At 42.1% G+C, this 19161-nt stretch carries 8 protein-coding genes; 6 read left to right on the plus strand and 2 right to left on the minus strand.

The genetic code is table 11. The features are described from left to right. Positions 1-154 precede the first annotated feature (154 nt). Positions 155-1201 carry a LacI family DNA-binding transcriptional regulator gene (locus tag MHI27_RS08480; RefSeq protein WP_042186323.1) on the minus strand — a complete coding sequence of 349 codons (1047 nt, stop codon included), beginning with the start codon at positions 1199-1201 and terminating at the stop codon, positions 155-157. 743 nt (positions 1202-1944) lie between these two features. On the opposite strand from MHI27_RS08480, the gene MHI27_RS08485 reads away from it, so the two are divergent. Then, positions 1945-9471 (plus strand): pullulanase, encoded by a 7527-nt coding sequence (locus MHI27_RS08485; RefSeq protein ID WP_405176032.1) that lies wholly within the window; start codon positions 1945-1947, stop codon positions 9469-9471. Positions 9472-9639: 168 nt separating this feature from the next. On the opposite strand, the gene MHI27_RS08490 is transcribed toward MHI27_RS08485, so the two are convergent. Next, a complete protein-coding gene (locus tag MHI27_RS08490; protein ID WP_042186327.1) occupies positions 9640-11385 on the minus strand; it encodes an alpha-glycosidase in 1746 nt (581 codons plus the stop codon). A gap of 866 nt (positions 11386-12251) precedes the next feature. On the opposite strand from MHI27_RS08490, the gene MHI27_RS08495 reads away from it, so the two are divergent. The 5 genes from MHI27_RS08495 to MHI27_RS08515 all read left to right on the plus strand — a co-directional run bounded on the left by MHI27_RS08495 (position 12252) and on the right by MHI27_RS08515 (position 19092). Next, positions 12252-13586 carry a maltose ABC transporter substrate-binding protein gene (locus MHI27_RS08495; RefSeq protein ID WP_076284192.1) on the plus strand — a complete coding sequence of 445 codons (1335 nt, stop codon included), beginning with the start codon at positions 12252-12254 and terminating at the stop codon, positions 13584-13586. Between the two features lie 107 nt (positions 13587-13693). After that, on the plus strand, positions 13694-15007 hold the full coding sequence (locus tag MHI27_RS08500) for a carbohydrate ABC transporter permease (RefSeq protein ID WP_042125830.1): 1314 nt from the start codon (positions 13694-13696) through the stop codon (positions 15005-15007). Next, a complete protein-coding gene (locus tag MHI27_RS08505) occupies positions 15004-15846 on the plus strand; it encodes a sugar ABC transporter permease (RefSeq protein ID WP_042186333.1) in 843 nt (280 codons plus the stop codon). Before MHI27_RS08500 ends, MHI27_RS08505 begins: the two co-directional genes overlap by 4 nt. A 92-nt stretch (positions 15847-15938) precedes the next feature. Then, complete coding sequence (locus tag MHI27_RS08510; RefSeq protein ID WP_405176033.1) at positions 15939-17993, plus strand: methyl-accepting chemotaxis protein; 2055 nt, start codon at positions 15939-15941, stop codon at positions 17991-17993. Between the two features lie 166 nt (positions 17994-18159). Beyond that, positions 18160-19092 (plus strand): AraC family transcriptional regulator, encoded by a 933-nt coding sequence (locus tag MHI27_RS08515; RefSeq protein ID WP_405176034.1) that lies wholly within the window; start codon positions 18160-18162, stop codon positions 19090-19092. The last annotated feature ends 69 nt before the right edge of the window (positions 19093-19161 follow it).

The raw sequence follows: 19161 nt of genomic DNA on the forward strand, positions 1-19161 counted from the left end.
TTCGTATAAGCTTTGCTAAAGATGTTAAGTTTATCTTAACCTCAGATTCGAATATTCACCCTGAAAAGAACTGGATCAAGAAGTTTTAGTAATTTAGCGCAAACGTTTGTACAGATTTTCAAAAAATAAATGAAGCGTTGATCGCTTCACTTATTCATTCGGTTTTGTTCTTAGCATGAGAGTACATGGATGACTCTCTCACGATCAAGCGATGTGGAATAACAAATCGGTTTGTATAACCAGCATCGTGATTCGGACTCTTGATATTCTGGATAAGTACCTGAGATGCAGTGTAGCCAAGATGATAAATTCCAATATCAATACTACTGATCGGAGGGCTGGATAATTCAGATAATGGAATATTGTTAAAGCTCACAATAGCGAGATCGTCAGGCACTTTGTATTTCAGTTCATTCAATCCGCGTAAAATTCCGAACGATACCATATCATCCACTGCAACTAGAGCAGTAGGCCGATTAGGCAAATTCATGAAAAAAGACATCGCTCTATATCCGCTATCCTGTAGAAATTCACCTTCTACAATCCATTCATCACGCATTTCAAGACCGCTATTCAGCAATGCTTTACGGTATCCTGCGAGACGATCGCGAGAAACAATTAGATTAGGCGGTCCACTTACGAAGCCAATACGTTCATGACCCATTGAAATGAGGTGGTTTGTAGCATCATATGCTGCCATCACATTATCGTTATCGACAGATAAAATATTCTCATATCGATCACTTCGGCCTACCAGTACGAATGGATAATCGTTACTCTCTAGAAAATCAATAACAGCATCATCTGTACGAGAGTAAAGCAGAATAACACCATCTACTCGACGACCCTTTAGAAGTCTTGAAACGGCTTCCAATTCTTCCTTCTCGTTTGCTCCGGAGCTAATTAACACGTCGTAGCCGGAACGGCTAGCTTGTGTAACGATCCCTCGGATTAATTCCATAAAAAATAGATTTGAGAACAGCTCTTCAGCTGGTTTAGGAAGACTGAAGCATATGCTATTTGTAGTTTTCGACACTAGACTCTTAGCCATCATGTTAGGTGTATAGCCCATATCTTCCATAATAGCTTTGACCTTGCGGGAAGTTTCCAGGCTGATTCTGGGGTGATTGGACAATACCCGGGATACCGTGGAGGGAGATACTCCCGCTTTCTTGGCCACATCCTTAATGGTAACTGTCATAGAAACCTCCTTATGGAACCGTTTGCTTTACACAGTAATATTAATCTAAGAGTTCTAAATTGTAAATAGATAAAGTCATTTGGAAGGGCAATATTGCTACTTTTGGAAAGAGTATTAGAAATTTATGTGTAAAATTGTTTGTTTTCACCAAAAAAGTATGAATGATTTAGCAAGATTGATCTTAATATGTATAAAAGATATCCAATTTCTTTGAGAGGAGCATTTCGTAAATGCAAACGTGTGGCTTGAATTTTTTGGAACAATTTGATTCGAGGAATGGAATTAGAGAGACATTCAAAAAACGGATAAATCTTAAATGGGATTATCAGGTTTACTTTTCTTTATTTTTACTTTTATGATAATTTGAGTTCGTTAAACACATAAAAATACTGGTTGACAATACCATAAATACAGCATTAGTATGTAAATCAAAATATAGCAAGCGTTTACATTGGGCGATTTTGGATCGATATCAATTGTGTTAAGGAATGAATTTTATGTACTTAGGTTTGTGCACGACTATTTGCAAACGTTTGCACTAAATTCATGGTTTTGGTGTTGATCTTTAACTTTGATGGGAGGATGATGCTGTTAATCCGGTTTGACGAGCCGCACACATAGACCTTCTCCAACCACAGAAGGAAGACGCATGATTTCATAACCTCAGAATAATTGGCGGGGTTCGAGAAATTATGTATCCGCTTGCACAAAGGGAATTCATAATTATGGGAGGTTTTACAAAAATGAAAATAACTTTATGGGGTAAGAGGACGTTCGCGATCTTCATGATCGTTGCTCTTGTGTTCTCCAGTCTCGGCTTACACCCAGTTAAGGTTTCAGCAGAAACGTCAAAGGTAGTTTTGGTCGGTGATTTGCAATCACAGTTTATTTCTACTGGGGCGGAAAATCCCGGCAAGGATTGGGATGAGAGATCAGTAGTCACCCAAATGACTTACTCAGACAATGGGTTGTATTCTTTTACTGGGACTCTGCCAGCAGGAGAATATAATTATAAGGTTGCTCTGAACGATAGTTTTGATGAGAGTTATGGCTACGGAAATTATACCAATCCTAATGGAGTTGATAATAAAGGCGATATCCACATCAAGCTAGAAACAGAAACGACTGTAACCTTTTATTATAATGACACTACTCATAAAATAGCTGATTCTACGTACTACACTCCGATTGCTGCGGATAAGCTGCCAAGATTGACAGGAAACCTGCCAGCAGAGGCGTTGTCCACATTAACAGATCCGGATTTTGATGGTGTGTACAGTACAGTTGTTACTGTGCCTCAGGGAGATTACACATATAAGGTTTCTGTTCCAGGAGCCACAGAAGCAGAGGATATGTCTTATCCAGAAAGCGATCTAGCGTTGAGTCTACCGTTAGATCTTAAGGTAACCTTCAAGTACAATACTGCAGATCACAGTGTGACCGCAGAATATAAAATCCCTACTGATCCTGTAGAGGTTACACCTGTTCCAGCAGGGCACATTCGTGTTCACTACAAAGCTAGTGATTACACTGATAAGGGATTGTGGTTATGGGGTGATGTTGTAAATCCTTCTGATAATTGGGCTATGGGTGCGACCCCTTTCCCTGAAGGACAAATGGATTCTTATGGTGCATATGTTGATGTGCCGATTAAGGATGGGGCTAAGAAAATCTCATTCATCGCACTTCAGCGTGCAAGTGGTGCTAAAGATGGAGGAGATAAGAACTTCTCGATTAATACTCCACAAACTAATGAAGTATGGATCACAGAAGGCTCTGATGTAGTTACGCCTTATGAACCGGTTAAGCTTCCGGCAAATACCGTTCGGATCCATTATATGAGATCAGATTCCAATCAAAGTCAGTATGGATTATGGTTGTGGGAAGATGTAGCAGTTTCACTTAAGGATTGGCCTAAAGATGCAGTTCCATTCCAAGCCGATCAAGTAGGTCGCTTTGGTGCTTATATTGATATTCCATTGAAAGAAGCTGCAAAAAAAATTGGGTTTCTCGTAGTGAACCCGTTGAATGGCGATAATAAAGACGGCGGTGACAAAGGATTTACTCTACTGGATCGTTACAACCAGCTGTGGATAAAAGAAGGAGACAACAATGTATATGTTTCACCATTTGGTGAAACACCTATCGGTTTAGTATCTGCTGAAGTGTTGTCGACGAGCAAAATCCTTCTTGGTTTCACGTTAACTGACGGCTTGGATGCAGCAGCATTGAAGAATGAGATTACCGTTAAAGATAAAGACGGTGTTGCTATTCCTGTATCGGCTGTAACCATTACTAGCAAAACTTCAATTGAAGTTGATACAAAAGCCTTTGATCTGGATAAAGTTCCGCTTAGCGTTACTTATTCAGGCAAAACGGTCTCTGCGGCTAGTGGTTGGAGAATGCTTGATGAAATGTACAATTATACAGGAGATGATCTAGGGGCTACGTACAACGCTGACAAAACAGCCACGTTAAAATTGTGGGCTCCTAAAGCTAGCTCGGTTGTCGTAAATGTGTACGATAAGAATGACTCCAACGTGCTTGTGGGCAGTGTTGACTTAACGAGTGGAGATCAAGGGGTCTGGTCGGTTGATTTGAAGCCGACTGATTTGACAGGCACGACTACAAACGATGTAAGAGGATTCTTTTATCAATATGAAGTGGCGAATGACGGTGTAACCAATAAGGTCCTTGATCCTTATGCTAAATCAATGGCGGTATTTACTATGGATACCACAGGTGCAGCTGGTGCTGGCGGGGATACAGTCGGTAAAGCGGCTATCGTTGATTTAAGACAGACGAACCCGGATACCTTTGGTTATGCTGATATTAAAGGCTACGAAAAACGCGAGGACGCAATCATTTATGAAGTCCACGTCAGAGACTTTACATCCGATGTATCGATCGAAGATAGTCTGAGTGGCGAAAGATGGGGCTCTTATAGCGCTTTTGAAAAGAAGCTCGATTATATTAAATCTCTCGGTGTAACTCATATTCAATTACTTCCTGTAATGGCTTGGTACTACGGGGATGAGACGAAGATGGGGACTAGAGAAACAGAATATTCCGCTAAAAACAATGAATACAACTGGGGATATGATCCTCACAACTACTTCTCTCCAGATGGTGCTTATTCGCAGAAACCTGCTGATCCTGAGGAGCGGATTAAAGAATTAAAAGGATTGATTGACGCCGTACATGAAGCTGGAATGGGTGTCATTCTGGATGTAGTGTACACACATATGGCTAAAAAAGAATTTTTAAACGACATCGTACCTAATTACTACGCGTTCCAAGATGCAAATGGCAACTTTATCGGAGGTTTCGGAAACAATCTGGCCACTAACCATAAAATGGCTGAGAAGTTGATGGTTGATTCCGTGAAATACTGGTTTGAAGAGTACAAGATAGATGGAATGCGCTGGGATATGATGGGCGATGCGACAGCGGAGGCTGTTCAGAATGCTTATGATGCCGCGGCAGAAATTAATCCGAAGGCACTTTTTATCGGTGAAGGCTGGAGAACATTCGGCGGTGCCGCAGCCGATCCTTCCCTTGCTGGAAAAGGGGCAGATCAGGACTGGATGGATAAAACGGATAGCGTCGGTGTTTTCTCTGATGAATTCCGTAATGAATTGAAATCTGGTTATGGTTCCGAAGGTCAACCTAGATTTATTACAGGCGGAGCGCGTCCAATAGCGACAATCTTTAACAATATTAAGGCGGAGCCCTCAAATACGCCTGCTGATGATCCAGGTGATATCGTTCCGTACATCGAAGCGCATGATAACCTGACGCTGCACGATGTTATTGCACAAACGATCAAGAAAGATCCTGCCATTGAGAAGAATGAGCTTGAAATCCAGAAACGGATTAGACTTGGAAATATGCTTGTTCTAACCTCCCAAGGCACTGCCTTCATTCATGCAGGCCAGGAATATGGGCGTACCAAGCAATGGAATAGCACTTCGGTTCCTCAGGATAAATACACTGAAATGTTTGATAGTGAAGGCAAATCCTTTGGTTATTTTATTCATGATTCGTATGATTCTTCGGATGCTGTCAACATGTTTGATTGGACCAAAGCAACGGATGAATCACAATTCCCAGTACAGAATACAACAAGAAAATACACGTCAGGTCTGATGGAATTGAGAAAGTCTACCGATGCATTCCGATTGGGCGACAAGGATCTGGTTGATTCCAATGTTAAACTAATTCCTGCACCAGAAATGAAGACTGATGATCTTGTCATTGGCTATTCAAACAAAGCTACTGATGGCACAGGTATCTATTATGTTTTCATGAATGGCGATAGCACAGAAAGAACTCTTACTTTATCAGAGGATTTGACGAGTGGTCAGGTGCTTGTTGACAATGATGAGGCTGGTGTTACTGCGGTTAGTCAACAGAGTGGTTTCATTTTAACTGCTAATTCAATCAAGCTAGATCCTTTGACTGCAGTGATTATCAAAATGGAAGCTGAAGCCGCTACGCTTACTTCTATAGAGACCGATAGTGCAAGCTACACGCTGGCAGCAGGCAATACGCATCAAACAGCTGTTTTTGCGAAGTACGACGACAACAGCAGAAGAAATGTTACGCAATTGGCTACTTACACTTCCAATAAGCCTGAAGTGGCTACAGTAACCAGTAAAGGTCAAGTGAAGGCAATTGGTAATGGAACAGCTGTAATTACCATTACTTATGGCGGTATTTCTAAAACCGTTACAGTTAAGGTTACGGATAAGAGATATGTTCTGTTCACTTATACCCGTAGTGATAAGGATTATAAGGATTGGAACATCTGGGTCTGGAATACAGGAGTTAAAAATGATCAGATTGATTTTACAACCTTTAAGAATGGCACAGCGAGTGTTTTGATTGAGGTTGCTGAGAATGCGACAAGTGTAGGGTTCGTCATTCGTAAAGGTGAAGGGGATGATCCTTGGAAGTATAAGGATGCATACGGGGATGACCGTATCATTCCGCTGACGCCTGGTGAATTATTCACTAAAGTGAACGTTACTAGCGGGGTGAAGGAGTTTGATATCAAACCAAGTATTAGCGGTCCTATCCTTAAGGATGGAACGATTACTTTTAGATATCGCGATGATGCCTTGTTCCGTAATGGAAATATGGATGCGATCACAGCTGCAAGAGTAAAAGTGAATGGAAAAACATATCCAATGGTTTATGATTCCGCTAACGAGTGGTTCACTTACACGTTGACTGATTTAGTAGAAGGTACGTATAAGTATACGTTCTTGATCACGAAAAACGGAATCACTACTGAATTTACAGATCCTAAGAATACAGTGAATGATGAATCTATTGTTGTGTATCATATTCCTGACGTTAAGATTACGACATCCGTGAATCCGGAAGCAGTTACATCTAATCAGAATGCGGTTGTAACCATCAATGTAGTGACTTCAGAGGAGGTAACATATTCAGAGGGATACATGGATTTAACCAATCTTGGTGGACCAAGCAAAGTTAAGCTGGATACGGGGCTGATGAAACAGACAGTTGCTGTGAAGGACACGGTGTCAGCGGGGATCAAAAATATTCCGATTACGCTCGTGGACCAGTACGGAAATTCACATAAAGAAAATGCTAAACTCGAGGTAAAAGCGAGAACCTACACAGGTGATAAGCTGGATTTTGATTGGGATGAGGCTCGTATATACTTCGCGCTTACAGACCGCTTCAAAGACGGAGATCCAACAAATAATGAGAATGTAGATAAAGATCAACTGGAAGCATACCACGGTGGTGATTTCCGAGGAATGATCGACAATCTCGATTATTTGCAAGAACTTGGTATTAACACGCTTTGGATTACGCCAATTGTAGATAATATTGATTTTAATAAAGGTGATGGCTTCAAACAATACGGATATCATGGCTATTGGGCCAAGGACTTTACAAAGCTCGACGAGCATCTTGGTGATATGGAGACCTTCAAGGAATTGATCGAAAAGGCACATGACAAGGGCATCAAGATCATGGTCGACGTTGTACTCAATCATACGGGCTACGGTTTAAAGGTTGAGGATAAAGAGCCGACGATTACAGCTGAGGATAAAGCACGTTTTGAAGGAATGCTTCGTACGGATGGTGTATCCGCGGATACAGATCCAATCAAAGGCGAGCTTGCAGGATTGCCGGATTTCAAAACGGAAGATCCAGCCGTTCGTGAAAAAATTATCGCTTGGCAAACAGGGTGGTTAGATAACGCTCGGACGGAACGTGGAGATACGATTGACTATTTCCGTGTGGATACAGTCAAACATGTAGAAGATACAACTTGGAAAGCATTTAAAAATGCACTGACTTCAATTGATCCAAACTTCAAAATGACCGGTGAATACTTTGGCGGAACCATTGATAGCAATGGTGGAATGCTCGAAACAGGCCAGATGGATGGACTGCTTGATTTTGGATTTAATGATGCTGCGAAAGACTTTACTGATGGTAAAGTTAACAGTGTTGATTCCTATTTGCAGGAACGAGAGTTAAAGATTGATAACACGAAGATGATGGCTCAATTCCTGAGTAGTCATGATGAGGATGGCTTCTTGTCTAATTATGTGGATGGAGATAAAGGCAAGCTGAAAATCGCAGCCGCTCTGCAAATCACAGCCAAGGGACAGCCAGTCATTTACTACGGAGAAGAACTGGGGAAATCGGGTAAAAATGCAGGAGACATGTCTAAAGGTGAGTTCAGCGAGAACCGTAAAGATATGCCTTGGGATCAGTTGACTGCAGAAAAGCCACTTCATGATCATTATCAGAAGCTGTTGAATATCCGTGCAAAATACTCCAAAGTGTATTCCAAAGGTACGCGCACGAAGCTGGCAGGTTCAGATGATTTAGGTTATTTAGCCTTCAATAAGTCTTACGATAATGAGAACGTCGTGACGGTTATTAACACTAAGACAAGTGAGGAATCCGCAACGATTCCGGTACCGTTTGCTGCCAATTCATCTGTGAAGGATGAGTACAGCGGTAAAACATACACGGTATCCGAAGATCAAAAAGTAATCATTGATCTACCAAGTAGAGATGGTGGGGGTACGGTTATTCTAGCTGCTGTATCTAAAGTGACACCAACACCAACCTCAGGTGGTGCTGTAGTTAGCCCAACAACTCCTGCTGATATGCAAGTTGTCAGTGAGGACAGTTTGAAGAATGGTAAAGATGGAAAGGTGCAAATCGATATTGCTGCAGGTAAGACAGCGGTACTGTTACCGTTACAAGTTGCAAAAATATTAGGATCTAATGATCTAGTATTTAAAGTGGGGGATCTATTAGTTACTATCCCTAACAAACTGTTAAGCACAATACCAAGTTTAGCTTCAGATGTGGATGCGGAAGGTGCTCAAATCCTGTTGGAGCTGAAACCATTGGTCCAGTCTGCTACAAAAGCATTAGTCGATGGTTTAAACAAAGAGGTGGGGACCGTAACTTCGCTTTCCGATGTGTTTGAACTGAGACTTAGCATTCTGAAGAAAGATGGTACCCGGATTGTAGCTAAGAAGTTCGATGAGCCAATCACGATATCGTTTAAGATTAAAGGTCAATCGAATAAAGATCTATTGGGGATTTACTATTTAGGCGATAATGGCGAGCTTGAGTACGTAGGTGGACAGCTGAATGGAGATGTGATATCTACACAAGTCACGCACTTTAGTAAATATGCCGTACTTGAGATTGTGAAGTCGTTTAAGGATGTTCCAACTACTTATTGGGCATTCCATGCGATTCAGTCTCTTGCTGCAAAACAAATTGTTTCAGGGGTTACGACAACCGAATTTAATCCGAAGAGCAATGTTAGTCGTGCGGAATTTACCGCATTACTAGTTCGTGCACTTGGTTTAAATGCGGAAGGGCCGGTTCAATTTACTGATATCAAGTCAGATGCATGGTATTCATCATACGTAGCAACAGCGTCTAAGCTGGGCATTGTTAGTGGTCGAAGCAAGGATACTTTTGCGCCGAATGCATCCATTACCCGTGAGGAAATGGCTATCATGGTGATCCGTGCGCTTGAAGTGAAGTCTGGTAAGAAGATCGAACCAGCAGTGGGTGTCACGACATTTGCAGATGCATCTAGCATTAGCAAGTGGGCAGATAGCTACGTGAAGACAGCAGCAGGTCTAGGGCTTCTCCAAGGCAGAGAGAACAATCAATTTGCTCCAAAAGGGTGGATGACCCGCGCCGAAAGCGCACAGATTATTTATACACTACTGAGCAAGTAAACTGGACTTCAGTGTGCTGATTGTTAGTGCACCGAAGTATTAGTAATTGGCTAGTAATGTGACAGTCATTCTTAGTCATCTCTAATAGAAAACAGGGTATCCCACAGCTATCATAGCTAGTGAGATACCCTGTTTTGTTATGTTTTATACGGCCAAAGGCATTTAAATCTAGTTGATTGCTTTAAGTATAGCGAAACCATAAGCAGGCATCTTCACGTTCAGCTTGCCACGCTCAGCACGCACTGTATCGGCCGTGAACAAGTTCTCCCAATTTCGCTCGTCTACGTCAATACGGAACGTTTGAGCGGTCTCTTCGCTATTGATCAGTACAACTATAGTCTCAAGATCCAATCGGCGCTCATAGGCTATCTTACTGCCTTGTCGACCTGCCTCTAAGAAAGTAAATGTCCCCGTACGAAGTGCAGGTTGCTCATTGCGGATTTGAATGAGCTGACGGTAGAATTCGAACAGATCACGATCCTGCTTCTCAGGGTTCCACTCCATGCATTTACGACAACCTGGATCACCTTCACCGTCCATTCCGAACTCGTCGCCATAATAGATACAAGGAGTACCCATAAAGGTGAACTGGAATAGTGCAGCTAATCGCATTTTATTTTTGTCCCCAGCAGCCAGCGTGAGTAAGCGTGGAGTGTCATGACTATCTAACAGATTGAAGGCAACTTCACTTGCTTGCAGTGGGTAGCGCGATAACTGTCTACCAATAGAGTTGGCAAACCCCTCTGCATCAAGGTTACCATGAACAAAAAAGTCTAAGACAGCATCAGTGAAGGGATAGTTCATGACGGCATCGAATTTATCACCCTCCAGCCACGGAGCAGACTCATGCCAGATTTCTCCAAGGATGTAGGCCTCCGGATTAGCGCGCTTTACCACCTTGCGGAATTCACGCCAGAAATCATGATCTACTTCATTGGCTACGTCGAGGCGCCAACCATCGATTCCAACTTCTGTAATCCAGAATTCAGCGACCTTCAGTAAGTACTCTTTAACTTCAGGATGTTCGGTATTAAGCTTTGGCATATGTGGTTCAAAGGCAAAAGTATCATAAGTAGGAATCCCGTTTACAACTTGAAGCGGAAACTCACGAATATGGAACCAGTCTTTGTAAATGGAGTCTTCTCCCTTTTCCTGAACATCTAAAAATGGAGCGAAGGTTCCACCGGAGTGGTTGAATACTGCGTCTAACAGCACACGAATACCACGTTTATGGCAAAGGTCGACGAGTTTTTTTAACGTTGCAATATCCCCGAAATGCGGATCAACTTTCATGTAATCTTCTGTATCGTATTTATGATTAGTAGTTGCAGTGAAGAGTGGTGTGAAATAAATAGCATTGATGCCAAGCTCGTTAAGATGATCCAGATGATCAATAACCCCTTGCAGATCGCCGCCAAAAAAGTTGGTTGGTGTTGGCTCTGCTCCCCATGGCTGAACATCTTTTGGATCAAGGCTAGGGTCGCCATTTGCAAAGCGTTCAGGGAAGATCTGATAGAAAACAGCATCCTTTACCCAGGCAGGTGGAGTGAACACATCAACGGGGTTAATAAATGGGAACTCGAAAAGCTTGTTTGGATTTTCTGGCCGGTTCGTTTGAAAATCATTTTCGGTCATCCAAACTTTCTCGTTATCCTTTTGCAGTAAGAATCCGTATTTCAATCGGCGATAGATGGGAACTGAAGCACATTCCCAATAATCGAACATAGCATCAGAGGTGAAGAGGGTCATGGGAATTAGCTCTTTCGTGGTATCCCAAGTGTACTTATCCCCTGCAAAAGCAAATACTTCTGTTAAATCCCCTTTTTTAGCGCGGAGACGCAAGTGAATCGTACTCTCATTATAGGCATAAGACCAATTTAACCGCGGGCGATGGTACACAGCTTCCAGTAACATGAATAAGTCCTCCTAAAGTTTTGTAAGCGATACTTCCCTGACCAGCTTCGGCAAAACTACTTCGAAAGCATACGCTTAGTTTTGTAAGCGATACTTCCCTGACCAGCTTCGGCAAAATTAACTCGAAAGTATACGCTTAAGTTTTGTGAGCGATACTTTTCCGAACAATTGACCACAGCGCGTGGGGTTTAGAATGTCGCTATTGTTATTGGTTGCACAGTTTTTTATGCAACATGCGCAAATGATGAGACAAACTTGCACATAACAAAGAGGCACAACCGCCGCGAAGTAGCTTGTCCGAGGTTGTACCTTTCATAAGTAACATTGCCTTTTAGTTATATAGAACAGGAGGCAGACAATAGATGCAATGATTCATGTTGGGTTGCCTCTTAACGATTTGGATTATAGCATGGAATAAAAGGGCTTTCAATACTCTTGTTCAAACCATTGCACAAATTTTCACTTGAGTATATGAGCGTTTCTACTGCCCGATAATTGTAAATCTACTGGAAAAGTGAATTTGTGGTATATCAGGGGCAAATAAAATAGCAATTCCATTTTTAAACACATGAATAATCGACTAATTAAAAGATATCATGTGAAAAATGGAGATAAATGCCTATAGTGTTTATCAATTAATGGAAAATGGTCAAATATGGTATGTGCAAACGTTTTTAAAAACAAACGATACTGTTGTATGATGTATTCATGAATGAAGCGCTTTCTTGCACTGCGAAATGCAGCTCAAGAAGGAGCGAGCTAAAAGAATAACTTTTTTTTTAGCTTTTCTGAAATCGTTTGCGCAAATTTCTTGCTCTACTATTTTATCATCTTATGCTTTATTAAAATTGGGAGGGGTTAAAGTAATGAAGTTAAAAAAAGTGATGGTTATCACCGCTGCTGTCTCTATGGCACTGTCCGTTACAGCGTGTGGTTCGAGCAACAATGGGAATGCCGGGGGAAACAATGCAGCAAAAGCTACTAATGCTGCTAACAACACTACAGAGACTGCAGCGCCAGAGAGCACAGATGCAGCAGCGACAGAAGAGATTGTACCTGAAGATGGAGCGACTCTAGTTGTATGGGAAAGTAAGGAAGAAAGACCATTCGCAGACGAAATTGCTAAGCAGTTCACAGCAAAATATAATGTTCCAGTCAAGATTGAAGAGTTGGCACCACCAGATCAAGTAACTAAACTTACGCAAGATGGTCCTTCAGGATTAGCAGCAGACGTTATCCTTATTCCTCACGACAACTTAGGTAAAGCAGCAAGTGCAAGCTTGGTTCTTCCTAACGATGTCTTCGGTGAAGAAACAAAAGCTAGCAATACTGAAGCTTCGATTATCGGATCTTCGTATGAAGGCGAATTGTATGGCTACCCAAGAGCAGCAGAAACTTATGCATTGTTCTACAATAAATCACTTGTTAAAGAAGCACCTAAGTCTTTCGACGATGTTCTTGCTTTCAGCAAAACATTCACAGATAAATCCAAGAACAGATACGGAATTATGTGGGAAGTAGGAAACTTGTACTTCAACTACATGTTTATCGCTTCCGATGGCGGATATCTGTTCGGTAAAGACGGTACAGATAAAGACGATATCGGACTTGCTAATGATGGAGCTGTTGCAGGACTTAAAGAATTTGTGAAAATGAAAGAAGCATTGCCAATTAAGAGCGGAGATATCAACGCTGATATCAAACGCAGCTTGTTCAACTCAGGTGATGTAGCGATGGATATCACTGGTCCTTGGGAGCTTGGAGGATACAAAGCAGCTCTTGGAGATAACCTTGGTATCGCACCGATCCCTACAGTAAATGGCAAAACAGCTATTACATTCTCTGGTATCAAAATTTTCGCAGTTAACTCGTTTACTCAATATCCGAACGCTGCTAAATTGTACGCTCATTTTGCATCAAGCAAAGACGCTCAATTGTTACTGAACAAAACGATCGGTTCTGTTCCTACAAACAACGAAGCGCTTCTTGATCCACAAATCGTTAATGATCCATTTGTATCCGCTTTTGCAGCACAAGCTAAGAGTTCCCAACCGATGCCTTCTATCCCTGAAATGGGTAACGTTTGGAGCCCTGTAAATGCAGCGCTTCCAGAAATTTGGGATAAAAATGTTGATCCAAAAGCAGCTATGGACAAAGCCGTTCAACAAATCAAAGATTTGAACAACAGTTCATCGCAATAAGGATCATAAATCACAGTCTTAACAGCATACAGTGAATCAAGCTGCCCGTCGCATGTTTAGCGGAGGGCAGTTTCTTATTTTCACTCGGAGAGGAGAACGGAAGCGAAATGCAGCGACATCGCACGAGGGCCGCAGTACTGTCGACGATTTTCATGGGATTGGGACAAATATATAACCGCCAATTCATCAAAGGAATCATGTTTTTAGTTGTAGAAGCCGCCGCTGTTTATTATTTTATTCAGAATCTTGCTACTGCTTTATGGGGTTTTGTCACACTAGGAGAGAACCCTAGCCGTTTGGTAAAAGTAAAAGGCATCGCTAAGATGGTAGCTGGGGATCACTCGATTTATATTTTGATTCAAAGCTTGATCACCATTCTAATGCTTATCATCATAATCCTCGCTTGGTATTTGAACATTAAAGATGCTTATAAGACTGGAGAGAAACGCGATAACGGTCTTCAGGCAAACACCTTTAAACAAAGTGTTCGCTATATACTGGATTATAAGTTCGCTCAGACGTTCTTGGTCTTGCCGGGTATTGGTGTTCTATTCTTTACGATCATGCCAATCATCTTCATGATCCTGCTAGCGTTTACGAACTATTCCGCACCTGATCATCTTCCACCCGCTAAATTGGTTGACTGGGTTGGATTTCAGACCTTCCGAAATTTATTAGTTCTCAAAACATGGAGCCACACCTTTTATGGTGTATTAACATGGACGATTATATGGGCAGTTCTTTCAACGATTACTACATATTTCGGAGGACTATTGGTAGCCTTATTGGTGAGCCAAAAAGGTATTCGTTTCAAAGGAATGTGGAGAGTTATACTGATTGTACCTTACGCAGTACCACAGTTAATCTCTTTGCTGCTCATGCGCAATTTATTTAACGGTCAATTCGGTCCGATCAACCAATACCTTGGGTATTTTGGAATGGGCGGATTGCCATGGCTGACAGATCCATTCTGGGCTAAGGTTACCGTAATTATTGTTAATATGTGGGTTGGTATTCCAGTCTCAATGTTACTTATTATGGGCGTACTGACTACAATCCCTCGGGATATGTATGAAGCCGCTGAAGTGGATGGAGCATCAGGTTATCAGAAGTTCCGTATCGTTACGTTACCGATGGTATTGTTCTCCACAGCGCCTACTTTAATTACGCAATTCGCAGGTAACATTAACAACTTTAATGCGATCTTCCTATTAACAGGCGGTAGTCCTGTAAATGGTGATTATCAATATGCCGGTTCCACGGACTTGCTAGTAACCTGGCTATACAAATTAACACTTGATCAGAATAAAAACAACATGGCTTCGGCAATAGGGATTATTATCTTTATCATTGTTGCATCATTCTCCCTGTACAATTACCGCCGGACGAAATCATTCAAAGAGGAGGATATGATCCAATGAGCAGAAAGATCGCGAACTTTATTCGCTTAAGTGGTAGTTACATCATCTTGATTGCTTTGTCGATAGCGGCACTCTATCCGGCCCTCTGGATTCTATTTGCTTCCTTCCGACCTGGTAAATCACTGTACAGTAAAACGTTTATCCCTGAGCAATTCACCTTCGATCACTACAGAGAATTGTTCACATCTCCGAGCTATATGTTTGGAACTTGGTATGCGAATACATTGAAGATAGCCGTATTCTCCATGCTTATCGGTGTAGTTCTTACCTTGTTAACCAGTTACGCTGTATCCAGATTCCGTTTTAAAGCGCGTAAAACAGCGTTATCTACGGTTCTGATCCTTGGTATGTTCCCTGGTTTTATGAGTATGATTGCCATTTATATGCTGCTTAAGGAGTTTAATTTGCTGGATACGCATATTGCCTTGATTATCGTCTATGCAGCCGGGGCGCCGCTGGGGGGAACCTTTATCGCCAAAGGCTTCCTCGACACGATTCCTCGTTCTTTGGATGAGGCGGCTCGAATAGACGGGGCGAGTAATTTCGGGATCTTTATGCGAGTTATTCTTCCCTTGTCACGCCCTATGATCACTTACATGGCATTGACTCAGTTTGTCGGCCCATGGGTGGATTTCATTTTCGCCAGACTTATTTTGCGGACAAAGGAGAACTGGACCGTAGCAGTCGGAATGTGGGATATGGTTAACTCGAACCAAAACACTAACTTTACATTGTTCTCTGCCGGTGCTGTTCTGATCTCTATTCCAATTATGATTTTGTTTGTATTCTTGCAACGTCTGCTTGTTGATGGATTGACTGCAGGAGCTAGTAAGGGGTAACAATTTCGCTTCATACTAAAGAATGAACTGGGTACAGCCTTTGTACAGAAATGGAAGGCTGTACCCTTTTTCCATCATAGGGAGTGAACTTAATGAAAAAGCTATGGACCCTACAGTTTAGATCAGTTGGGATAAAATTATTCGTTATTCTTTTCAGCTCCATAGTGCTCTTATCTTCTGTTCTAGGATTGACTTCATATTTTGCTGCCAAAGATATCATTACAGATGAGGTTGCCGCGGCCTCCTCACAGTCTATAGTTCAAGCAGCGGACAAGCTGGATTTTGTTCTAACCGAATATGAAGCGCTCTCAAGGCAATTTGCACTCGACTCCGCATTAAAAGGTGACTTGGAAAAAATAAATAGTGGAGAACTTACAACGGTAGCCAAAGTCGCTGCAGAAGATCGGATTCGTAGAAAGCTAGACTTGGTTAAAGGATCAGATGAGCGGATGTATGGCGTCAGACTGGTATCTAAGAGCTTGGAAGAAACGGAATCGTATAAATCTGCAGGTGTTAGTGGCCTTCGTAGTGATGAAGGTATTGCTGAAAGGCTGAAACAAATTGCAGATGCTAAAGGAGAGCCAGTATGGTTTCCAGTTCGTGAGAAGGGCTTCTTTGATGCTTATACAGAGCCATCTTTAACTATGGGGAGACTGCTTCGGAATCTATTACATCCTGAAGCGGAGTACTATATGCTGATCGAAGTTAAAGGGAAGGCCATGACTGAAATGTTGTCTAATCTTCAGATTGGAATTACTGGTGAGATTCGAATTTTGAACACAGATGGGAACATTGTTTATGGTGCGGATCATGCTAAATTGGGTCAACCCTCTTACATAAAAGTATCGGAAGAGCAAGATATAGAAAAGAAACATTCATTTACAGCAGCCGATGAGAACGGAAGTCCTCAGCTTGTCGTTTATCAACCTTTAACGACTGCAAAGTGGACGCTCATGGGATATGCGCCAGTTAGTGATTTTACGAAGTCAGCGGACAAGCTCCTTTATATTACGTTCTCTGTTGTGCTTGCAGCTGCCGTGATAGCCCTATTAATTGGTTATGTTCTTGTTCGGTTGGTTGGGCGTCCACTAGGTAAACTGGCGACCTTAATGGAAGAAGGTGAGCGAGGAAACCTTCGTGTACGAACGAATTTTAAGGGTAAGGATGAGATTGGTCGGCTCGGGCATAGCTTTAACAAAATGATGGAGCAAATTTCTCTGCTTGCAAGCCAGAGTGAAATGTCAGCGGATGAAGTGCTTGGTACTTCAGAACAATTAGTCAAAGCGTCAGGTACAACCTCACTTCATGCCAGAGAGGTTGCATCTGCTACGGGTGAAATTGCACTTGGAGCAGCAAGCCTTGCTGTCGAAGCAGAAAAAAGCCATGCTAATGTCGAAATCATTGGCAGTAAGATGAGTGAAGTAACTGAACTAAATACAGTAATGGACGCTTCGGCGGAACGAGTTATTGAGGTTAGTGATCAGGGGACAGAGCTGATGAAGCTGCTGGTAGAGCAGAGTGAATCTACGGTGGAGATGTTCAATCGAATACAAGAGAACTCCAATAAGCTAAGAGAGAGTACTCATTTAATTCGTAGTATTCTTAGTCCTATGATTGCCGTAAATAAGCAGACCAATATTTTGGCGCTAAATGCCACTATAGAGGCGGTAAGAGCCGGTGCAGCAGGCAGAGGCTTTATAGTGATTGCTGATGAAATCAGACAGCTCGCTAACCAATCGAATGAGTCGATCCAATCGGTCTCCAAGATTACGGAAGAGATTGGTCTACACATTGAGAACACGGTTAAAGATATCAATGAGACCGCTCCAAAGTTCCGTGAGCAGATTTCTTCCGTGCGTGAGTCGTCAACGATTTTTGCGAGTGTCAAAGAGGAAATGGAACACTTCATGGGACATCTTAGTGAATCCTCTGCTTCTATTCATGAACTGATAGAGTTTCAGCGTCAATTAGGTGAATCCATGGCGAGTGTCAGTTCCATTGTACAGCAGACGACGGCTTCGACGCAGGAGGTAGCTTCTATGTCTTCACAGCAATTTACTGTAAGTGAGGAGCTAGTTTCCTTATCCCAAAAGCTGGAGAGCTTAGCAGCAGATCTTAAGCAATCTATGGTTTCTTTTCAAGTATGAGAATTAAATCTTATTAGTAAAAACAATAAAACGAGCAACTCTCCTGTGTAATGGAGTTTTGCTCGTTTTTTTCTAACTTAATGACTTCAAGTAGCTCTTCTTGTCTTAGAAGTAGTTTGAGAGATACACTTGGGTTAACATTTTAATAGAAGAAAGGAGTGATCGATTGACGAAATTGCATCTAAGTCTTAGTGGGAGTCTTTTTCAGCAGGCATTAATCGAAGGGGATTATAGTCCTCATTTTTTTGCTTACTATTATAAACAATGGAACAACTACTATATGACCTACCATCAGCATAATTCAACTGAAATCATGTATTTGATCTCAGGAAGCTGTGTCGTGGATGTCCGTTCAAAAGCAGGTGAAGAAGAGAGATTTAGGTTGAAGCGGGGAGAACTGATCATCCTCGATGCAAATGTACCGCACAGACTGATTGTCGAGGATGGGACGCCCTGCCGAATGCTGAATGTGGAGTTTGGATTTATGGAATATACAGGGGTTGCTCCATCTATCGGCAAGCTCGCTCGGAAAGAAACGGCACTAGCTGAATGGTTACAGATGCCCTTTTCCAGTCTAGTCATGCCTGATCCGGAGGAAATTTATCATGTTCTAAAAGGACTTGTACTAGAGCTTGATCAAAGTGGCGGGAAAGGCGGAAGTATGGTCGACTTATTGTTCTGTGAGCTTCTACTTCGAGTATCAAGCTTGCGACAGGATCAGCTTCATGCCAGTCAACAGCCTTCGCAGCTCTATGTGCGGCGCAGTATCGAATTCCTGCATCAGAATTACGACCAGAGTATTCAGGTTAAGGATATCGCTGCCGCGGTCAATCTGCATCCCGGATATCTGCATCGTATTTTTAAGTCACATACAGGTAGGACACTCAGTGATTATTTGAATATGCTGCGAATGGAGAAAGCAAAGATGCTGCTGGGACAGAGTGATATTCCAATTGCTGAAATTGCCGATTATGTAGGGATTAGTAGCAGACAATATTTTCATCTCCTCTTCAAAAAATATACTGACAACACGCCCATAGAATATCGTAATTCCATTGAGCGTCATGCTTGGAGTTATGAAGAGATGGATGTTCAATAGATAAGTTAGGATTTTTGACACCTTCCTTCAAAAGAGGTCATGATATTGGTTACGCTTTCTCTAGCGCCC

It is taken from the genome of Paenibacillus sp. FSL H8-0261, assembly GCF_045040645.1.
Lineage (GTDB): Bacteria > Bacillota > Bacilli > Paenibacillales > Paenibacillaceae > Paenibacillus_AQ.

What these genes read in the sequence shown, in the direction of transcription:
- MHI27_RS08480 (WP_042186323.1), bottom strand. Translation starts at nt 1,201, where the DNA reads ATGACAGTTACCATTAAGGATGTGGCCAAGAAAGCGGGAGTATCTCCC.
- MHI27_RS08485 (WP_405176032.1), top strand. Translation starts at nt 1,945, where the DNA reads ATGAAAATAACTTTATGGGGTAAGAGGACGTTCGCGATCTTCATGATC.
- MHI27_RS08490 (WP_042186327.1), bottom strand. Translation starts at nt 11,385, where the DNA reads ATGTTACTGGAAGCTGTGTACCATCGCCCGCGGTTAAATTGGTCTTAT.
- MHI27_RS08495 (WP_076284192.1), top strand. Translation starts at nt 12,252, where the DNA reads ATGAAGTTAAAAAAAGTGATGGTTATCACCGCTGCTGTCTCTATGGCA.
- MHI27_RS08500 (WP_042125830.1), top strand. Translation starts at nt 13,694, where the DNA reads ATGCAGCGACATCGCACGAGGGCCGCAGTACTGTCGACGATTTTCATG.
- MHI27_RS08505 (WP_042186333.1), top strand. Translation starts at nt 15,004, where the DNA reads ATGAGCAGAAAGATCGCGAACTTTATTCGCTTAAGTGGTAGTTACATC.
- MHI27_RS08510 (WP_405176033.1), top strand. Translation starts at nt 15,939, where the DNA reads ATGAAAAAGCTATGGACCCTACAGTTTAGATCAGTTGGGATAAAATTA.